16 protein-coding genes are annotated in these 18916 nt (G+C 67.0%); 8 read left to right on the forward strand and 8 right to left on the reverse strand.

Annotated elements, in window-relative coordinates:
* Positions 1-312 precede the first annotated feature (312 nt).
* Both icd and AB4Z48_RS23920 read left to right on the forward strand, forming a co-directional pair.
* Entirely contained in the window at positions 313-1563 is a 1251-nt protein-coding gene (gene icd / locus AB4Z48_RS23915; protein WP_441618527.1) for an NADP-dependent isocitrate dehydrogenase, read from the forward strand.
* A 168-nt stretch (positions 1564-1731) separates the two neighbouring features.
* The gene (locus AB4Z48_RS23920; protein ID WP_441618724.1) at positions 1732-2193 is read left to right on the forward strand and encodes a VOC family protein; all 462 of its coding nucleotides are present in this window, start codon (positions 1732-1734) and stop codon (positions 2191-2193) included.
* Between the two features lie 225 nt (positions 2194-2418).
* On the opposite strand, the gene AB4Z48_RS23925 is transcribed toward AB4Z48_RS23920, so the two are convergent.
* Positions 2419-2625: a cold-shock protein gene (locus tag AB4Z48_RS23925; protein WP_441618726.1), complete on the reverse strand. Its 207-nt coding sequence runs from the start codon at positions 2623-2625 to the stop codon at positions 2419-2421.
* A gap of 499 nt (positions 2626-3124) precedes the next feature.
* Between AB4Z48_RS23925 and clpS the strand changes: the two genes are divergently transcribed.
* From clpS to AB4Z48_RS23945, 4 genes are all read left to right on the forward strand, one after another.
* Positions 3125-3451: an ATP-dependent Clp protease adapter ClpS gene (gene clpS, locus AB4Z48_RS23930; RefSeq protein ID WP_006157525.1), complete on the forward strand. Its 327-nt coding sequence runs from the start codon at positions 3125-3127 to the stop codon at positions 3449-3451.
* Positions 3448-5751 (forward strand): ATP-dependent Clp protease ATP-binding subunit ClpA, encoded by a 2304-nt coding sequence (clpA, locus tag AB4Z48_RS23935; RefSeq protein ID WP_441618529.1) that lies wholly within the window; start codon positions 3448-3450, stop codon positions 5749-5751. The genes clpS and clpA overlap by 4 nt, the downstream gene beginning before the upstream one ends.
* A 146-nt stretch (positions 5752-5897) precedes the next feature.
* Complete coding sequence (locus AB4Z48_RS23940; RefSeq protein WP_441618531.1) at positions 5898-6911, forward strand: Bug family tripartite tricarboxylate transporter substrate binding protein; 1014 nt, start codon at positions 5898-5900, stop codon at positions 6909-6911.
* Between the two features lie 34 nt (positions 6912-6945).
* A complete protein-coding gene (locus AB4Z48_RS23945) occupies positions 6946-7788 on the forward strand; it encodes a VOC family protein (protein ID WP_441618533.1) in 843 nt (280 codons plus the stop codon).
* Between the two features lie 25 nt (positions 7789-7813).
* On the opposite strand, the gene dut is transcribed toward AB4Z48_RS23945, so the two are convergent.
* From dut to coaBC, 3 genes are all read right to left on the reverse strand, one after another.
* A complete protein-coding gene (gene dut / locus AB4Z48_RS23950) occupies positions 7814-8314 on the reverse strand; it encodes a dUTP diphosphatase (RefSeq protein ID WP_441618535.1) in 501 nt (166 codons plus the stop codon).
* A gap of 76 nt (positions 8315-8390) precedes the next feature.
* Positions 8391-9413, reverse strand: a complete 1023-nt coding sequence (locus AB4Z48_RS23955; RefSeq protein ID WP_441618537.1) for an LLM class flavin-dependent oxidoreductase — start codon at positions 9411-9413, stop codon at positions 8391-8393.
* Between the two features lie 23 nt (positions 9414-9436).
* Positions 9437-10633, reverse strand: coding sequence for a bifunctional phosphopantothenoylcysteine decarboxylase/phosphopantothenate--cysteine ligase CoaBC (gene coaBC, locus AB4Z48_RS23960; protein WP_441618539.1), 1197 nt, complete (start codon positions 10631-10633; stop codon positions 9437-9439).
* A gap of 185 nt (positions 10634-10818) precedes the next feature.
* Here coaBC and AB4Z48_RS23965 point away from each other — a divergent pair, with 185 nt between their 5' ends.
* Entirely contained in the window at positions 10819-11412 is a 594-nt protein-coding gene (locus AB4Z48_RS23965; RefSeq protein ID WP_441618541.1) for a YdcF family protein, read from the forward strand.
* 32 nt (positions 11413-11444) lie between these two features.
* Here AB4Z48_RS23965 and lspA read toward each other — a convergent pair whose 3' ends face one another.
* The 3 genes from lspA to AB4Z48_RS23980 all read right to left on the reverse strand — a co-directional run bounded on the left by lspA (position 11445) and on the right by AB4Z48_RS23980 (position 16001).
* Entirely contained in the window at positions 11445-11972 is a 528-nt protein-coding gene (lspA, locus tag AB4Z48_RS23970; protein WP_441618543.1) for a signal peptidase II, read from the reverse strand.
* Positions 11972-14851 carry an isoleucine--tRNA ligase gene (gene ileS / locus AB4Z48_RS23975; protein ID WP_441618545.1) on the reverse strand — a complete coding sequence of 960 codons (2880 nt, stop codon included), beginning with the start codon at positions 14849-14851 and terminating at the stop codon, positions 11972-11974. The genes lspA and ileS overlap by 1 nt, the downstream gene beginning before the upstream one ends.
* 142 nt (positions 14852-14993) lie before the next feature.
* A complete protein-coding gene (locus AB4Z48_RS23980) occupies positions 14994-16001 on the reverse strand; it encodes a bifunctional riboflavin kinase/FAD synthetase (RefSeq protein WP_441618547.1) in 1008 nt (335 codons plus the stop codon).
* A 148-nt stretch (positions 16002-16149) separates the two neighbouring features.
* Between AB4Z48_RS23980 and AB4Z48_RS23985 the strand changes: the two genes are divergently transcribed.
* The gene (locus AB4Z48_RS23985; RefSeq protein WP_441618549.1) at positions 16150-17979 is read left to right on the forward strand and encodes an ATP-binding protein; all 1830 of its coding nucleotides are present in this window, start codon (positions 16150-16152) and stop codon (positions 17977-17979) included.
* A gap of 181 nt (positions 17980-18160) precedes the next feature.
* Here the strand turns inward: AB4Z48_RS23985 and AB4Z48_RS23990 are convergent, their stop codons facing one another.
* A complete protein-coding gene (locus AB4Z48_RS23990) occupies positions 18161-18820 on the reverse strand; it encodes a response regulator (RefSeq protein ID WP_441618551.1) in 660 nt (219 codons plus the stop codon).
* Positions 18821-18916 lie beyond the last annotated feature (96 nt).

Below are 18916 nucleotides of genomic sequence, written 5' to 3' on the forward strand. Positions count from 1 at the left end.
GCGCCAGTATGCCGCAGCCGGGCGCCCGGTTGCGGGGCGGTGGCAGGATTCGGGGGTGCCGCGGAGATGGCGGATCATGAAATTTTGCTGCATAATACAAAACGGTCTTATGTCTTATATAAGACCAAATTTTGCACATAGGGATAGAGGATTTGCGCGCACCGGGGTGCGCGCGGACGCTCCGTCGTGATGCGACGCAGCATCGTGGCCATGCCGTTCCCCGTTAAAATGCCCCCGCGCGTCACCCACATCTCGCCGTCCGGTCACGGGCCTGGCGGCAGTTTCAATCCCCCGTTCCGCACTGGAGACGTCATGTATCAACACATCAAGGTTCCGGCCGGCGAAAAGATCACGGTCAACCAGGATTTTTCGCTGAATGTTCCGGACAATCCGATCATTCCCTTTATCGAGGGTGACGGGACGGGCCTGGACATCACCCCGGTGATGATCAAGGTGGTTGACGCTGCCGTGGCCAAGGCCTACGCAGGCAAGCGCAAGATTTCCTGGATGGAGATCTACGCCGGCGAGAAGTCCACCAAGGTGTACGGTCCCGATGTCTGGCTGCCGGAAGAAACCCTCGCGGCCCTGAAGGAATACGTGGTGTCGATCAAGGGCCCGCTGACAACGCCGGTCGGCGGCGGCATCCGTTCGCTGAACGTAGCGCTGCGCCAGCAACTGGACCTGTACGTCTGTCTGCGCCCGGTCGCCTATTTCAAGGGCGTGCCTTCGCCGGTGCGCGAGCCGCAGAAGATCGACATGGTCATCTTCCGCGAGAACTCGGAAGACATCTACGCCGGCATCGAATGGGAAGCCGAAAGCGACCAGGCCAAGAAGCTGATCGCCTTCCTGCAGAATGAAATGGGCGTCAAGAAGATCCGTTTCCCGGACACCTCCGGGATCGGCGTCAAGCCGGTTTCCCGCCAGGGCACCCAGCGCCTGGTGCGCAAGGCGATCCAGTACGCGATCGACAACGACAAGCCGTCGGTGACCATCGTGCACAAGGGCAACATCATGAAGTTCACCGAAGGTGGCTTCCGTGACTGGGCCTACGAACTGGCGCAGAAGGAGTTCGGTGCGGAACTGATCGACGGCGGCCCGTGGTGCAAGTTCAAGAACCCGAAGACCGGCCGCGAGATCGTGATCAAGGACGCCATTGCCGACGCCTTCCTGCAGCAGATCCTGCTGCGCCCGGCCGAGTACTCGGTGATCGCCACGCTGAACCTGAACGGCGACTACATCTCCGACGCGCTGGCCGCGCAGGTCGGCGGCATCGGCATTGCCCCCGGCGCCAATCTGTCGGACTCCGTGGCCATGTTCGAAGCGACCCACGGCACCGCGCCGAAGTATGCCGGCAAGGACTACGTGAACCCGGGTTCCGAAATCCTTTCCGCCGAAATGATGCTGCGCCACATGGGCTGGACCGAAGCTGCCGACCTGATCATCGCGTCGATGGAGAAATCGATCCTGTCGAAAAAGGTCACTTATGACTTCGCCCGCCTGCTGGAAGGCGCGACCCAGGTGTCGTGCTCGGGCTTTGGCCAGGTCTTGATCGACAATATGTAAGCGGCTGCCGGCCTCCGCGCCGCCCAGGCGCCGCCGCACACCGACCAACCCCGGTCCCGCGCAAGCAGGCCCGGGGTTTTTTCATGAGGCCGCGCCGGGCCGCCTTGCAATCGGGCAGGGCGTTACCTAGCTTGTTCAGTGTCGAGGGAAACTGCCCGGGGAGGCATGATGGAAGATCCGTTCCGGCGCGCGGCCTTCGGCTCCGCGCTCTATTACCGCGACCCGCTCGCGGCCCTGGACTGGCTGGAAAAGGCGTTCGGCTTCGAGCGCGCCATGGTCATCACCGACCGCGAAGGCAAGCTGGTCCATTCCGAGATGCGCTTCGGCGGCGGCTATATCATGATCGGCAGCGCCTGGACGGATTACACCGCCAGTCCCGCCGCGGCAGGCGGCATGAACACGCAGTCGGTCCATGTTCACTTGCTGGAGGGGATCGATGCCCACTGCGAGCGGGCGCGGGCCGCCGGCGCGGAAATCGTCAGGGAACCGGCAGACCAGTTCTACGGCGACCGGGTCTATGGCGCGCGGGATCCCGAAGGCCATGTCTGGACCTTTGGCCAGACCGTGCGCGCGGTCACGCGGGAGGCGGCCGAGCAGGCCAGCGGGCTGCACATCGAGGGCTGGGTGTAGCGCGGCGCATGGCAAACAAAAAGCCCGGCATTGACCTGACCGGGCTTTTTGACGGATGCGTTGCGTACTGCTGTTCAGCCTGCTTTTCCGTCCATGGCGCGCTGGCTGTCTAGGCCAGGCGATGTCCGGGGGGCGCGGACCGATCCCGTTCCGGGGAGAGCTTCCCCCGCATCCTTTCGTGGCCGCCTCGCGCTCTGTCGGCGGGTGCGGCCGCGCACAGAGGCCTCAGGCGCCGTCCTGGATATTGGTGGCTTGTTTGCCCTTGGGCCCCTGGATGACTTCGAAGGACACGCGCTGACCCTCTTTCAGGGTCTTGAAGCCACTCATCTGGATGGCCGAAAAGTGCGCAAACAGTTCCTCTTCGCCGTCGTCCGGCTTGATGAACCCAAAGCCCTTGGCGTCATTGAACCATTTGACGATACCGCTTGCCATAAACTCCCCCAACAGAAAAAGCAGGATACGAGCGGGGGAAAGCGCCGCGGCCAGCCGGGCACCCGGCATGCGGCCTCGCGCTCGGACCGGTCAGACCGGGCCGGGCACGATGGCACGACTTGCGGGTACCGCGTGGCGGCCAGTTTCTGTATCTGACTCGCCGCCGCCGGATTCGTGGGCCTCCCTGCTCACGGATCACCCAGGTCCGGCTTGTTGCTTTGGCTCGCGTAACCAGACGTGAATGTGCGAACGATTCTTCTGTCAAACCTGACCCCTGTCAAGTTGGCAGATTCCCCACTCCCCGTAGGGTGTGGCGGGAAAGGAACGGCGGTCGGTGGTATTTTGGAGGGGACTGGAGCCCGGCAGCGCCGCGGCTCCCGCGAGGTGTACCCGGATGCATTCGGCATCTCCGGAATTTCGACGGTCGCTGCATCGGCCTCTTGAATCCGGCGTCTTTTCCCCAAATTGCAGAGTTGTGCGTAAGGGTTAGAATAAAGCCATGGCTACACGGCTGGCAAATGTCCCACAACGCGAAGCAGGCACCGTACTGGAGCGGAAAGAGCAGGCGCTCAAGCCGCCCGCGATGTACAAGGTCCTGCTGCTGAATGACGACTTCACCCCGATGGAGTTCGTCGTGATGATCCTGCAGCAGTATTTCAGCAGGGACCGGGAGACGGCGACGCAGATCATGCTGACCGTCCACCGGGAAGGCAAGGGGGTTTGCGGTATCTATACCAGGGATATCGCGGCGACGAAGGTCGAGCTGGTGTCAACGCACGCGCGGCAGGCGGGTCATCCGTTGCAGTGCGTGATGGAGGAAGCATGATTGCGCAAGAATTGGAAGTCAGCCTGCACATGGCGTTTGTTGAAGCGCGGCAGGCACGCCACGAGTTCATTACCGTGGAGCACCTGCTATTGGCGTTGCTTGACAACCCCACGGCAGCGGAAGTCTTGCGCGCCTGCGCAGCCAATATCGAGGATCTGCGCACCAGTCTGAAGAATTTCATCGCGGACAACACCCCGGTGGTGCCCGGCACCGACGAGGTGGATACCCAGCCCACGCTGGGTTTCCAGCGCGTGATCCAGCGCGCCATCATGCACGTTCAGTCCACTTCGAACGGCAAGAAGGAAGTGACCGGCGCCAATGTGCTGGTCGCGATCTTCGGCGAGAAGGACTCGCACGCGGTGTACTACCTCCAGCAGCAGGGCGTGACGCGGCTGGATGTGGTCAATTTCATCAGCCATGGTATCCGCAAGGACCAGGCCGAGCCGGCCAAGCATGGCGACGGCACGGCCGAGGGCGAGGGCGGCGATGGCAAGGAAAGCCCGCTGGAGCAGTTCACCCAGAACCTGAACGTGCTGGCCAAGGCCGGCAAGATCGATCCGCTGATCGGCCGCGAGAGCGAAGTCGAGCGCGTGGTTCAGGTGCTGTGCCGCCGGCGCAAGAACAACCCGCTGCTGGTGGGCGAGGCCGGCGTAGGCAAGACCGCCATCGCGGAAGGCCTGGCGTGGCGCATCACCAAGAACGAAGTGCCCGACATCCTGGAAAAGGCGGTCGTGTACTCGCTCGACATGGGCGCGCTGCTGGCCGGCACCAAGTACCGCGGCGATTTCGAGCAGCGCCTCAAGGGCGTGCTCAAGTCGCTCAAGGACAATCCGAACGCGATCCTGTTCATCGACGAGATCCACACGCTGATCGGCGCGGGCGCCGCTTCGGGCGGCACGCTGGACGCCAGCAACCTGCTCAAGCCGGCGCTGTCGTCGGGCCAGCTCAAGTGCATCGGCGCGACCACCTTCACGGAATACCGCGGCATCTTCGAGAAAGACGCGGCACTGTCGCGCCGCTTCCAGAAGATCGACGTGGTGGAGCCGTCGGTCGACCAGACCGTGCAGATCCTGCGCGGCCTGAAGTCGCGCTTCGAGGAGCACCACGGCGTCAAGTACGCGGCGGCGGCGCTGACTGCCGCAGCCGAGCTGTCGGCCCGCTTCATCACCGACCGCCACCTGCCGGACAAGGCCATCGATGTGATCGACGAGGCAGGCGCCGCGCAGCGCATCCTGCCGAAGTCCAAGCAGAAGAAGACCATCGGCAAGAGCGAGATCGAGGACATCGTTTCGCGCATCGCCCGCATCCCGCCGCAGAGCGTCAACCAGGACGACCGCAGCAAGCTGCAGACCCTGGACCGCGACCTGAAGTCGGTGGTGTTCGGCCAGGATCCCGCCATCGAGGCACTGGCTTCGGCCATCAAGATGTCGCGCGCTGGCCTGGGCAAGACCGACAAGCCGATCGGCTCCTTCCTGTTCTCGGGCCCGACCGGCGTCGGCAAGACCGAAGTCGCCAAGCAGCTCGCCTTCATCATGGGCATCGAGCTGCTGCGCTTCGACATGTCCGAATACATGGAGCGCCATGCGGTGAGCCGGCTGATCGGCGCGCCCCCGGGCTACGTCGGCTTCGACCAGGGCGGCCTGCTGACCGAGGCCGTCACCAAGAAGCCGCACTGCGTGCTGCTGCTGGACGAAATCGAGAAGGCGCATCCGGATATCTTCAATATCCTGCTGCAGGTGATGGACCATGGCGCGCTGACCGACAACAACGGTCGCCGAGCCGACTTCCGCAACGTGATCATCATCATGACCACCAATGCGGGAGCCGAGACCATGAACCGCGCCACCATCGGCTTCACCTCGTCGCGCGAGCAAGGCGACGAGATGGCCGACATCAAGCGCATGTTCACGCCGGAGTTCCGCAACCGCCTGGACGCCATGATCAGCTTCCGCTCGCTGGACGAGGAAATCATCCTGCGCGTGGTCGACAAGTTCCTGATGCAGCTCGAGGAACAGCTCCACGAGAAGAAGGTGGAAGCCAGCTTCAGCGAGAAACTGCGCAAGTTCCTGGCGAAGAAGGGCTTCGATCCGCTGATGGGTGCGCGGCCGATGCAGCGCCTGATCCAGGACCTGATCCGCAAGGCGCTGGCCGACGAACTGCTGTTCGGCAAGCTGGTTTCGGGCGGCAAGGTCGTGGTCGATCTCGACGAGCAGGACCAGATCAAGCTGGACTTCGCGGAGGCTGCGGCCGAACCGCCGGAACCGCCGGAGGCGCCGGAAAACGAGAAGGCAGAAGTCTGAGGCGTGTGGACGGCGGCCGGGCCGTCGTCTGCAATCCGTGCTATCCTCGGGCAAAATACAGGGCGGCAGCAATGCCGCCCTTTTTGTTATGGCCGGGTGCGACTGCCGCTGCAGCCGCGCGAGCCCGCCATTCGCCTGAGTACCCGATGTCCCGACCCGATTGCTCGCGGCTGCGCCGCCTGCTCCTCAAATCGCTGCCGCTGGGCGCGATGCCCCTGATTCCCGTGCCCGGCCTGGCCGCCGCCGGTGGCGAAGCCGCAATCGGCGGTGCCGGCCACCCGATCTCGATGGTGCTGCCTTTCCCCCCGGGCGGCAGCGTCGACATCGTCGCCCGCCAGCTCCAGCCTGGCCTCAAGAGCCTGCTGGGCCAGACCGTGGTGATCGACAACAAGCCAGGCGCGGGTGGCCTGATCGCATCCAGCACGGTGGCGCGCGCCAAGCCGGACGGCACCACCTTGCTGATGGCGTTCGATACCCACGCGATCAACCCGTTTGCCTACAAGCACCTGCCTTACGACACCTTCCGCGATTTCACGCCGATCTCGCAGCTGGTGCGCTTCCCTCTTGTGATTGCGGCCAATCCCTCGCTGCCCGCCTCCAATGTGAAGGAGTTGGTGCAGATGGCGCGCGAGAAGCCGGAGAGCATCCACTATGCGTCGTCGGGCATCGGCAGCCTGAACCAGCTGGCTGCGGAAGCCCTGGCGACGGAAGCCGGGGTGCGTTTCCTCCATGTTCCATACAAAGGGGGTGGCCCGGCGGTACAGGCCGTGCTGTCCAACGAAGTCGACGTCTTTTTCTCGAGCTATGCCGCCGTGCAGGCGCACGTGGCGGCCAAGACGGTCAAGCTGCTGGGCGTGACCGGCACCACGCGCCTGCGCCAGTTCCCGCAACTGCCCACCGTGAGCGAGCAGGGCTACCGTGGCTTCGAGGCCTATTCCTGGATCGGCGTGTTCGGCCCGGCCGGCTTGCCCGAGGCGACGGTGATGCGGCTGCACGATGCGCTGGTGCGCGCGCTGCGCCAGCAGCGCGTGATGGACGCGCTGGCCACGCAGGGGTTCGAGATCGTCGGTGGCAGCCCCGCCGAACTCGCCAGCCTGGTGCGGCACGAGCACGACAAATGGCAGGCCGTGGCGCGCAAGGCCAATATCCAGTTCGATTGATGACAGAGATTTGCAGAGAATTGCCGAGGCAGCGATGACGACGGAACCGCTAGACCATGCCGTGATGGTGTGCCCAGACCTCGATGCCGCGGCGCAGGCGTGGCGCGGGCTCGGCTTTACCTTGACGCCGCGCGGCTACCATACGCTCGGCTCGCAAAACCATTGCGTGATGCTGGGGAGCGACTATCTCGAATTGCTGCATGTCACGGCCCCCAGCCCCACGCGGCAGTATTACTGGGATGCCCAGCAAGCCGGCGGCGGATGCGCGGCGTTGTCCTGCAAGAGCGCCGACAGCTTCGAGGCCTCGGCGCAACTGCGTCGCGGCGGCTGGCACACCTCGGATCCGATCGAATTCTCGCGCCCGGTGCGCCTGGACGACGGCAGCGAGCATCCTGCCACGTTCCGCGTCACCGCCATCGACGACGCTCCCGGCGCCCGCTTTTTCTTGTGCGAGCACCGCACCCCGGAGTTGCTGTGGCGCCCCGAATGGACCACGCACGCCAACGGCGCCACCGGTATCGCCGCGATGTTCCTGGTGGTCGCGCCGGCGCTGGTGGAAGCGGCTGGCCGCGCCTATGCCGAACTCACCGGCGGCGAGATGACGCAGCTCAGCGATCACATCTGCAGCCTGGCGCTGGATGGCGCCACGCTGGTGGTGACCACGCCGCAGGCGCTGCCGGCCGCCACCGGCACGGAGCACGTCCGGCGCGCGGTGCCGGGCTATGCGGCCATCCGGCTGAGCACCGGCGACCTGGCCGCGGCTCGCGCGGGCTGGCGCGCCGCCGGCGTGGGCGCACTGGACCTGGGCCCCGAAGAAAGCCTGATACCGGCCTCGGTGGCCGGCGGCGTGGCGCTGCTGTTCGAACAGGCGCGCTGAGCGCGCCGGATCCCTGCCGGGGCGCTCAGGCGCCCTTGCCGGCGTGATGCACGCCGGTCGAGCCGAATCCGCCCGCGCCGCGCGCGGTGTCGGCGGAGAAATCTTCCACCGTCTTGAACACCGGCCGCAGCACCGGCACGAACATCATCTGCGCGATGCGCTCGCCCGGCTGGATCACGATCGGCTCGGTGCCGGGCGCGTTGCGGTTCCATACGCTGACCATGATCGGGCCCTGGTAGTCTGCATCGATCACACCGATGGAATTGCCCAGCACGAGTCCCTTCTTGTGGCCCAGCCCCGAGCGCGGCGCGATGGTGGCCGCCATATAGGGGTTGGCCATGTGCACGGCAAAGCCGGCCGGCACCAGTTGCGCCGGCGTGCCGGGCTCGATGGCCAGCGGCGCGTCCAGGCAGGCGTGCAGGTCGATCGCCGCCGCCATGTCGCTCTGGTAGGCGGGCAGGCCCCACTCGTGCAGGCGTGCGTCGAGCACCTTGATTTCGACGGTGGGGTTCGCTTCGATGGTCATGGCTGGTCGGTTCCGGAAAACTAAAAACGTTGGCAACCCGAGATGATAGCCGAGCGGACCCGGACGGCCACCGGACTCAGGCCGCCGGGAGCGCGAAGGCCTGCGCCAGCAGCTCGTAGGTGCGCAGCCGCGCCGCATAGCTCGCGGCCACGCTCAGCACCACCAGTTCATCGGCCTCGAAGCGCTCGCGCAGGTCCAGCATGCGCTGCGCCACCTGCTCCGGCGTGCCGCAAATGGTGCGCGGGCGCTCGCGCTCGACGATCAGGCGGTCGCGTTCCGTCAGTTCGTGCTGTGCGGCCTGCGCCAGCGAAGGGATCGGCGCGTTGACGCCATAGGCCATCTGCAGCCGGCGCAGGTCCACGGCGCGCTCCAGCTCCGCGGCCTCGGCTTCGGTGTCGGCGCAGATCACGAAGATCGCCGCCGCGCTGTACGGCCGCTCTTCATAGGCGGGCGCGAAATCCTCGCGGTAATGGCGCGCCACCGCGTGGCCCATATGCGGATTGATGAAATGGGCGAAGGCGAAACGCAGCCCCAGCCGGGCCGCCAGCGCGCCGCCGTAGTCGCTCGAACCCAGCACCCAGAGCTCGGGCCGGGTATCGATCTCCGGCTGCAGCACCACGCCCTCGGCGACATGTCCCGGCGGCACTTCGCCGCGCACCAGCCAGGACAGATCCTGCACCTGCTCGGCAAAGCGGTCGCCGCGGTTGTAGTCGCCCATCGCCACCGCCTGCGCGGTGCGCATGTCGCCGCCCGGCGCGCGGCCCACGCCGAGGTCGATGCGGCCGGGGAACAGGCCCTCCAGCATGCGGAATTGCTCTGCCACCTTGAAGGGACTGTAGTAGGGCAGCATCACGCCGCCCGAGCCCAGCCGGATCCGTTGCGTGACGCTGCCCAGGCGCGCCAGCATGACTTCCGGCGCGGGGTTGCACACGCCGCGCAGGCCGTGGTGCTCGGCGCACCAGTAGCGCGTGTAGCCGAGCGCATCGGCGGCCTGGGCCAGATCCACCGTGGCGGCCAGTGCATCGCGCGCGCTATGGCCCGCGATGACCGGGCTCTGGTCCAGCACCGAGAGGCGCAGCTTGGGTTTGCTTTCTGACATGGTCGGGGCTCGTGCGAGGGGGTTCAGCCGCGGGCGGGCAGGCGCTGGCCGATGGCCGCGACAAGGTCGCGCGCCAGCGTCAGCTTGTCGGCGCGCGGCAGGCGCGTCATGCCCTTGGCATCGAACAGCACGATCTCGTTGTCGTCCAGGCCAAAGGTGTGGTGGCCGATATTGCCTACCAGCAAGGGCACGTTCTTGCGCTGGCGCTTTTGTTCGCCGTACTGCTCGAGCTTCTCGCTCTCGGCGGCGAATCCCACGCAGTAGGGCGCGTCCGGCCGCGCGGCCACGGCGGCGAGGATGTCCGGGTTCTGCACGAATTGCAGCGTCGGCGTGTCGGTGTCGTTGGCTTTCTTGAGCTTCTGCGTGGCCACCTCGGCCGGGCGCCAGTCGGCCACGGCCGCCACGGCGATGAACACGTCGGCGGCGGGCAGGCTCGCCAGCACCGCGTCGTGCATCTGCTGGGCGCTTTCCACGTTGGTGCGCGCCACGCCGCGCGGCGTCGGCTGGGCGGTCGGGCCGGCCACCAGGATCACGTCGGCGCCGGCCTCGCGGGCCGCGCGCGCAATGGCGAAGCCCATCTTGCCGGACGAGCGGTTGGTGATGCCGCGCACCGGGTCGATGGCCTCGAAGGTGGGTCCGGCGGTGATCACCACGCGGCGCCCGGAAAGCGGCTTGGGCTGGAAGAATGCGACGATGTCCTCCACCAGCTCCGCCGGCTCCAGCATGCGGCCGTCGCCGACTTCGCCGCAGGCCTGGTCGCCACTGCCCGGGCCCAGCACCGTCACGCCGTCGGCGCGCAGCTGCGCGGCATTGCGCTGGGTCGCCGGTGCCGCCCACATCTGCCGGTTCATGGCGGGTGCCACCAGCAGCGGGCAGTCGCGCGCGATGCACAGCGTGGACAGCAGGTCGTCGCACAGGCCGTGGGCCAGCCGTGCAAGGAAATCGGTGGAGGCGGGCGCGATCACGATGGCGTCGGCTTCGCGCGAGAGGTCGATATGGGCCATGTTGTTGCCCACGCGCGCGTCCCATTGCGAGGTAAACACCGTGCGGCCGGACAGCGCCTGCATGGTGACCGGGGTGATGAACTGGGTGGCGGCCTCGGTCATGACCACCTGCACGGTGGCGCCGGCCTTGGTCAGCAGGCGGACCAGCTCGGCCGATTTATAGCAGGCGATGCCGCCGGTCATGCCAAGGACGAGATGCTTGCCTCGCAGATCCATGGATATGCTCTTTGCTCGAAGTTGTGATCCGGGTGCCGCGGCCGGGTTGCCCATCGATTGCATTCCGCCGCGCCGGAGAAACGTCAATAATACCGGCTTGCCCGCGTGCGCGTTGGCGGGCGCGCCGTCACCGGCGCTCCCGCCCCCGTTGCCGCCTCTGCCGAGCCACCTTCCTCGCCGTCCTCATGTCGCCACGTCCCTTGTTTCGCCAGCACCGCCCGCAGCGGCCCCTGCGCCTGCAGAACCTGATCCTGCTGTTGCTGGCCTGCGCGCTGGCGCTCGCCGTGCTGCTGCTGGCCTTCGCCAGGCAATGGCTGCCGCGCGAGGACGTACCGGCGCGGGCGGACTGGATCGTGGTGCTGGGCGGGGAGTCGGGCGAGCGCGTGATCGGCGCGGCGGAGCTGTACCACGCCGGCGTGGCGCCCTTCGTGTTCGTCACCGGCACCGGAGACTGCCTGTTGAACGTGCGCCGGCTGGTCATGGCCGGTGTGCCGCGCGGGCGTATCGGCTACGAGTGCTTTTCGCGCAGCACCATGGAAAACGCCCGCATGACGCGGGCGCAACTGGAGCGCTTCGCGCCCCGCCAGGCGGTGCTGGTGACCAGCTGGTATCACACCAGCCGGGCCCTGCAATCGTTCCGCCAGACCTGGGGCGAGGTCGAGTGGGGCGCTCATGGCGTCTATCCCGGCGCGAGCCTGACGAACTCGCTGGTGATCTACGAGGGCAGCGCCGTGCTTGCCGAATACCTCAAGCATGCCTGGTACGCGATCCGCTATTGAGCGGGGCGCGTGCCTGCCGCCGGCGGCCGCCCTCAGTGGCGGCGCACGCGGCGCAGTTCATCGACGATCAGCAGCACCGCGCCCACCGTGATGGCGCAGTCCGCCACGTTGAACGCGGGCCAGTGGTAGTTGCGCATGTGGAAGTCGAGGAAGTCGATCACATGGCCGTAGGCCACCCGGTCCACCACGTTGCCGATGGCGCCGCCCAGGATCAGCGAGATCGCGAAGCAGAACAGGCGCTGGCCGGTGTGGCGGTACAGCATCCACACGATGAACAGTCCCACCACCACGCCGAGCCCGGTGAAGAACCAGCGCTGCCAGCCGCCGGCGTCGGCCAGGAAGCTGAACGCCGCGCCCTTGTTGTAGACCAGCACCAGGTTGAAGAAGCCGGTCACGGGACGCGACTCGCCGTAGGCGAAGGTCCGGACGATGACGATCTTGAAGAACTGGTCGAGCACGATCACCAGCAGGGCGAACGCCAGCCACAGCAGCGGCGTGGTGCTGCTGCCCTTGCTGGCGCGCTTGGTGCCGCGCGCGCTACGCGTGGTGGTGGTGGCCATCAGGCGTGGCTCCTGTGTTCACCGGCGCCGAACAGGTTGCTGTCGCAGCGGCCGCAGAGGGTAGGGTGGGCCGGGTCGCGGCCGACGTCGGCGCGGTAGTGCCAGCAACGCTCGCACTTGGCGTGCACCGACGGCGTGACCGTGACCAGCAGGTCGCCGCCTTCCGGCGCGGGCGCCACCTTGGCGGCGGAGGTCAGCAGCACGAAGCGCAGGTCGTCGGCCAGGCTTTGCAGCGCGGCCAGCACGGGGCCGCCGGCCTGGATGGTGACCTCGGCCTGCAGCGACGAGCCGATCTCGCCGTCCACGCGCACCGACTCCAGTTGCTTGGTGACTTCCGCGCGTACTTCGCGGATGGCGTGCCACTTCTGCAGCAGCTCGTCGGCCTGGTCGACCGCCGGCACCTCGTAGTAGGTGCTGGTGAAGATGGTGTCGCGGTGCTCGGTGCCGTGGCCGAAGATCTGCCAGGCTTCCTCGGCGGTGAACGAGAGGAAGGGCGCCATCCAGTGCAGCATGGCCTGGGTGATGTGGTAGATCGCGTTCTGCGCGGCGCGGCGCTCCTTGGAGCCGGCGGCCGTGGTGTAGAGGCGGTCCTTGAGCACGTCGAGGTAGAAGCCGCCGAGGTCTTCCGAGCAGAACGTCTGCAGCTTGGCCACCACCGGGTGGAACTCGTAGCCGTCGTAGTGCGACAGGATCTCGCGCTGCAGGCGGTCGGCCAGCGCCACCGCGTAGCGGTCGATCTCCAGCCATTCCGACACCGGCAGCGCATGCTGCGCGTGGTCGTAGTCGGCCAGGTTGGCCAGCAGGAAGCGCAGCGTGTTGCGGATGCGGCGATAGCCCTCCACCACGCGCTTGAGGATCTCGTCGGAGATCGACAGTTCGCCGGAGTAGTCGGTCGAAGCCACCCACAGGCGGATGATCTCGGCGCCCATCTTGTTCGACACATCCTGCGGCGAGACCGTGTTGCCGACCGACTTCGACATCTTGCGGCCTTCGCCGTCCACGGTGAAGCCGTGCGTCAGCAGCGCCTTGTAGGGCGGCTTGCCATACAGCATCGAGGCGGTCAGCAGCGAGGAGTGGAACCAGCCGCGGTGCTGGTCCGAGCCTTCCAGGTACAGGTCCGCCAGGCGGCCTTCGGGCAGGTCGGCCGACGGATCGTACAGGTCTTCCCGGTGCGAGCTGCGGATCACGCTCCAGTGCGTGGTGCCGGAGTCGAACCAGACATCGAGCGTGTCGCGGTTCTTCTCATAGAGGGCGGCCTCGTCGCCGAGCAACTCCTTCGGGTCCAGCGTCTGCCAGGCTTCGATGCCGTGCTGCTCCACGCGCCTGGCCACTTCTTCCAGCAGTTCCGGCGTGCGCGGGTGCAGCGCGCCGGTTTCCTTGTGCAGGAAGAAGGCCATCGGCACGCCCCACTGGCGCTGGCGCGACAGGGTCCAGTCGGGCCGGTTGGCGATCATGTTGTGCAGGCGCTGCTTGCCCCAGGCGGGGAAGAACTCGGTAGCCTCGATGCCGGCCAGCGCGGTCTCGCGCAGGGTGGGGCCATCGTCGACCGGGTCCACGTCCATGCCCGCGAACCACTGCGAGGTGGCGCGGTAGATGATCGGCGTCTTGTGGCGCCAGCAATGCATGTAGCTGTGGGTGTACTTGTGCGAGTTGAACAGGTTGCCCGAGGCCTTGAGCGTGTCCACGATCTTCGGGTTGGCGTCCCAGATCTTCTCGCCGCCGAACAGCGCCAGGGTGCTGGCGTAGACGCCGTCGCCCATCACCGGGCTGATGATGTCGGCGTCCTTCATGCCGTGCGCCTTGCACGACTGGAAGTCTTCCACGCCGTAGGCCGGCGCCGAGTGCACGATGCCGGTGCCGGTATCGGTGGTGACGTAGTCGCCCAGGTAGACCGGCGAGAGGCGGTCGTAGCCCGCGTCCATCTTGGCCAGCGGATGGTGGAAGCGGATCTCCGACAGCGCCGCGCCGGTGGTGGTGGCCAGCACGCTGCCTTCGAGCTCGTAGACCTTGAGCTGTTCCTCGACACGCTCGGTGGCCAGGATCAGGTAGCCGCGCGGCGTGTCGACCAGCGCGTACTCCACTTCCGGGTGCACGTTGAGCGCCTGGTTGGACGGGATGGTCCACGGCGTGGTGGTCCAGATCACGATCCAGCCGGGCTTGGCGGCCAGCTGTGCCGCGGGCAGCTTGAACGCATGCGCGAGCTTGTCGGCCTCGGCGAAGGGGAAGCCCACGTCGATCGAGAGGTCGGTCTTGTCCTTGTACTCGACCTCGGCCTCGGCCAGCGCCGAGCCGCAGTCGAAGCACCAGTTCACCGGCTTGAGGCCGCGGAACACGTAGCCTTTTTCCATGATCTTGCCCAGCGCGCGCAGCTCGTCGGCTTCGTTGCTGTAGTTCATGGTCAGGTAGGGGTGTTCCCAGTCGCCCAGCACGCCCAGGCGCTCGAAGTCCAGCTTCTGGCGGGCGATCTGTTCGGTGGCGTAGGCGCGCGCCTTCGACTGGACTTCCTGCACCGGCAGGCCCTTGCCGAACTGCTTTTCGATCTGGATCTCGATCGGCATGCCGTGGCAGTCCCAGCCCGGCACGTAGACCGCGTCGAGGCCGGACAGGCCGCGCGCCTTGACGATCATGTCCTTGAGGATCTTGTTGACGGCGTGGCCGATGTGGATGTCGCCATTGGCGTACGGCGGGCCGTCGTGCAGGATGAACTTCTTGGCGCCTTTGCGGGCGGCCCGGATCTTCTTGTAGATCTGCTTTTCCTGCCACTGCTTGACCCACAGCGGCTCGCGCTTGGGCAGGTCGCCGCGCATCGGGAAGGGGGTCTCGAGCAGGTTGACCGGATACTTGCTTTTTTCGGGCTTGGCGCGTTTGTCGTTGGACATGTCGATTCTCGGGGCAATTCGGTTGCCGCGCGGGGCACTAGCTCGGCTGGGTGCGGGCGCGCGGTACGGCGTGGGCAGGCTGCGGGGAAGCCACGGTTTTGAAGGGGTAGCGACCCGGGTCCCGCTGCGCGGGAACGGGGCGCTAGCTAATTCGGTCGGTGGCGGAAGTGGCGAAGTCGCGCCCGCCCGCTGCCAGCGTGGTGCCCGCGGGCGAGCCCGGCGCGGTCAGGCCGAAGAAGGCGCGGGCGTCCGCGCTGTCCTTGGCGATGGCCGCGGTCAGCGCTTCGAGGCCGTCGAAGCGGGCCTCGTCGCGCAGCTTCTTCATGAATTCGACCCGCACCAGCTTGCCGTAGATGCTCTCGCTGAAGTCGAACAGGTGGACTTCCAGCAGGACCCGGCCGGCATCCTCGATGGTCGGGCGCACGCCGATGCTGGCCACGCCCGGTACCGGATGCTCGCCCAGCCCGTGCACCTGCACCACGAAGATGCCGCTGACCGCCGGCCGCTTGTGGGAGATGCGCAGGTTGAGGGTGGGGAAACCGAGGTCGCGCCCCAGCTTGCGGCCATGGATCACGTGGCCGCTGATGGCGTAGCCGTGGCCGAGCAGGCGGCGCGCATGCTCGAGATCGCCGTCGGCCAGCGCCTGGCGCACCGCGGAGCTGGAGATGCGCACGCCGCCTTCGGAGACCGAACCCATCTGTTCCACGTCGAAGCCGAACTGGCCGCCGGCCTGCTGCAGGTAGGCAAAGTCGCCGGCACGCTTGGCACCGAAGCGGAAATCGTCGCCGACCAGCAGCCAGCGCGTGTGCAGGCCATGCCAGAGCACGTTCTCCACGAACGCTTGCGGAGACTGGGCGGCGAAATGGGCGTTGAAATGCTCGACGACGACGCGGTCGACCCCGTTGCGGCGCAGGCTCTCGAGCTTGTCGCGCAGCAGCGCGATGCGCGTGGGCGCCTTGTCCGGGGTGAAGAACTCGCGCGGGTGCGGCTCGAAGGTCATCACGCACAGCGGCAGGCCGCGCGCGTCTGCCGCCGCGCGCGCGCGGGCGAGCAGCGACTGGTGGCCACGGTGGACACCGTCGAAATTGCCGATGGTGAGGGCGCAGGGCGCACGGCTCTCGGCATTGGGCAGGCCACGGAAGACTTTCACGAGGACGGCGTCAGGCGTTCGGATAAAGCGAGCATTATAAGGCGAATGGGGGGCAAGTTTCGCCCGGCCGCGCCGCAGCGGGGCCGGGAGCTGGCGTTTTTGTGCACGGATCGACCCATCGGCGTGGCGCCGCGCCCCAAAAGGCGGCATGATACGGCGGATCGCTTCCGACGCCCCAGCCCTTCCCTTGATCGCGCTGCTCAACCGAATCCTGCCGCCGCCAGGGCCTCCGCTCGATACCGACACGCGGGCCAAGCTGCTGGCGACCATCCACCGCGTCTCTCCCACCGCCATCGTCGCCTCGCTGGTGCTGCCGGTCCTGACCGCGATCGCCTTCTGGTCCGCTGCCGACCATGCCGCGCTGCTGGGCTGGTGCGGCGTGATGCTGGTGTTGACCACCGCTACGGGCTGGTTCTATTTCGGCTACCTGCGCGACGGCGCCACCATGAGCCGCTCGGCGCATACGCGCAAGTGGTGGGCCAATATGCGGGCAATGGCCTTCCTGACCGGCCTGACCTGGGGCAGCTCCGCCCTGCTGCATCTCTTTACCGGCTCGACCGTGTTCTCCAGCGTGCTGTACCTGCTGGCGCTCGGCGTGCTGGCGGGCGGGGTCACCGCCCAGTCGCCGGTGCCGTCGAACCTGGTCTACGCCGGCGTCCCGATCCTGGTGCCCAATATCCTGCTGGCCGACTATGCATTTCCCGGTCACGGCACCTACGTGCAACTGCTGCTGATGGTCTACGCCATCATGCTCACGCGCCATGCGCTGAACCTGCAGCGCACGCTGGTGCGGGCGATCCAGCTCGAAAGCGACAGCCGGCGACTGGCCAAGCAGTTCCAGGAAGAAAAGGAAAGGGCGCTGCACGCCAGCGAGGAGAAATCCCGCTTCCTCGCCGCCGCCAGCCATGACCTGCGCCAGCCCGTGCATGCGCTCGTGATGCTGGTCGAGGCGCTGCGCGCGCGCAACAAGTCGTCTTCGCTGCATCCGCTGGTCGAGCAGGTGGCGGCCGGCACCCAGACCATCGACCTGCTGTTCCGCTCGCTGCTGGACCTGTCCAAGCTCGAAGGCCGCAAGGTGTTGCCCACGCTGGAGCCGTGCGAACTCGGCCATCTCATCAACGAGGTGATGAGCCAGTTCGCCGCGGATGCGCGCGAAAGCGGGCTGACGCTGACGCCGCGCGTGCCTGAGGAACTGTATGCCATGGCCGAGCCGGTGCTGCTGCGCCGCGCGCTGTTCAACCTGGTGCAGAACGCGCTGCGCTACACGCGCCGCGGCGGCGTGCTGGTGACCGCGCGCGAGCGCCGCAAGCATATCCGCGTGGAGGTGTGGGACACCGGCGCCGGCATCACGCCGGAGCACCTGCCCGATATCTTCTCGCCTTACTACCAGGTGCATAACCCGCAGCGCGATCCGTCCCAGGGGCTGGGGCTGGGGCTGGCCATCTTCAAGGAGTGCGTGCGCCTGATGCGCGGCACCTATGGTGTGCGCTCGGTGCCGGGGCGGGGGTCGGTATTCTGGTTCTCGCTGGCGCCGGTGGAGGCCGAGACCGTCGCCACGATCCGGGCCGTGCGCGCCTCGGCGCAGGCCGAGGACGCCAAGCCGGACCGCCTGCGCGGCACCGTGCTGGTGGTGGACGACGATACGCAGATCCGCAAGGCCTGGATCGCGCTGATGGAAGCCTGGGGTATCGAGGTAGCCTGCGCGGCCCACGGCGCGGACGCCGACCACCTGTTCGGGCAGGGGCTCAAGCCGGACATCATCTTCTGCGACCTGCGCCTGCCTGGCAGCGAGAATGGCCTGGACCTGCTCGAGCGCTGGCAGAACACGCAGCCGCAGGCGCGCAGCGCGCTGTTGTCCGGCGACCTGAAATCCGACGCGCTGGCGGCGGCCGAGGAAGCCGGCTACTTCGTGCTGCCCAAGCCGGTCGATCCGGCGGCGCTGCGCCTGTTGCTGCGGCGCTGGCTGCGCCCGGCCTGACAGGCGCCATCGGAAGGTCCCGGCGCCGCGTTACGCGGCCACGGCCAGCGCCGTTTGCAAAGTTGCACGCCCAGCGCTTCGCCTTGTTCCGAACATTCCGATCATGCAGATATCCGATCGCGCTGATCGAGTTGATCGTGCTGATCGTGCTTCCCGGCCCGATCCGCCGGGCTTCGTGCGCTTACTGGCGCAGGCGGAACCGCTCCATGCGCGACATCACCTGCATGCGCGTGCGCACGCCGAGCCGTTGCAGGATGGCCGAGACGTGTTCCTTGACGGTGTTCTCGGTCAGTCCCAGGCGCCGTGCGATGACCTTGTTGGGCAGGCCTTCGAGCACCAGCGCGAGCACCGAGCCCTGGCGCGGGGTCAGCCCCAGTTCGGCCGGAGTGACAGGAATGCCGTGGGCCGGCCCGAAGGACTGGGCGCGGCCGTTGAGGGCTTCGTCGGAGGGGAAGGAGGTGTCGCCCGCCAGCACCTTGCGTACCGCCGCGGTGAAGGCATTGGCGTCGAGGTGCTTGCCGACGAAGCCGTAGGCGGCCAGCGCGCGCGCACGGCCCACGATCTCGGGCGTGGCTTCGGCCGACATGAAGATGAAGCGCGCGGAGGGGACCAGCGTCTTGAGCGCCTGCATGGCATCGAAGCCGGTGCCGTCCGTCAGCCAGATATCGAGCAGCACGATGTCCGGGCGCAACCCCTGTTGCAAGGTGGTGAGCGCCTCCTTGGCGCTCCCGGCGGCATGGACCGCGACGTCGGGCATCACTTCCGCCAGGAAGGCGGTGGTGCCGGACAAGGCCATTGGATGATCATCGACCACCAGCAAGGTCGGTGCAGCGTTCGACATGCGATATCCCGTCTAATTTCTCACTTCGTCCTTGTTGTCACTTGAAGCCGCGTGAAACGGTCTGCGCGTGGACGATAGCAGCCACTCTAGCAGAGC

Source organism: Cupriavidus sp. 2TAF22 (assembly GCF_052115045.1).
Taxonomy (GTDB): domain Bacteria; phylum Pseudomonadota; class Gammaproteobacteria; order Burkholderiales; family Burkholderiaceae; genus Cupriavidus.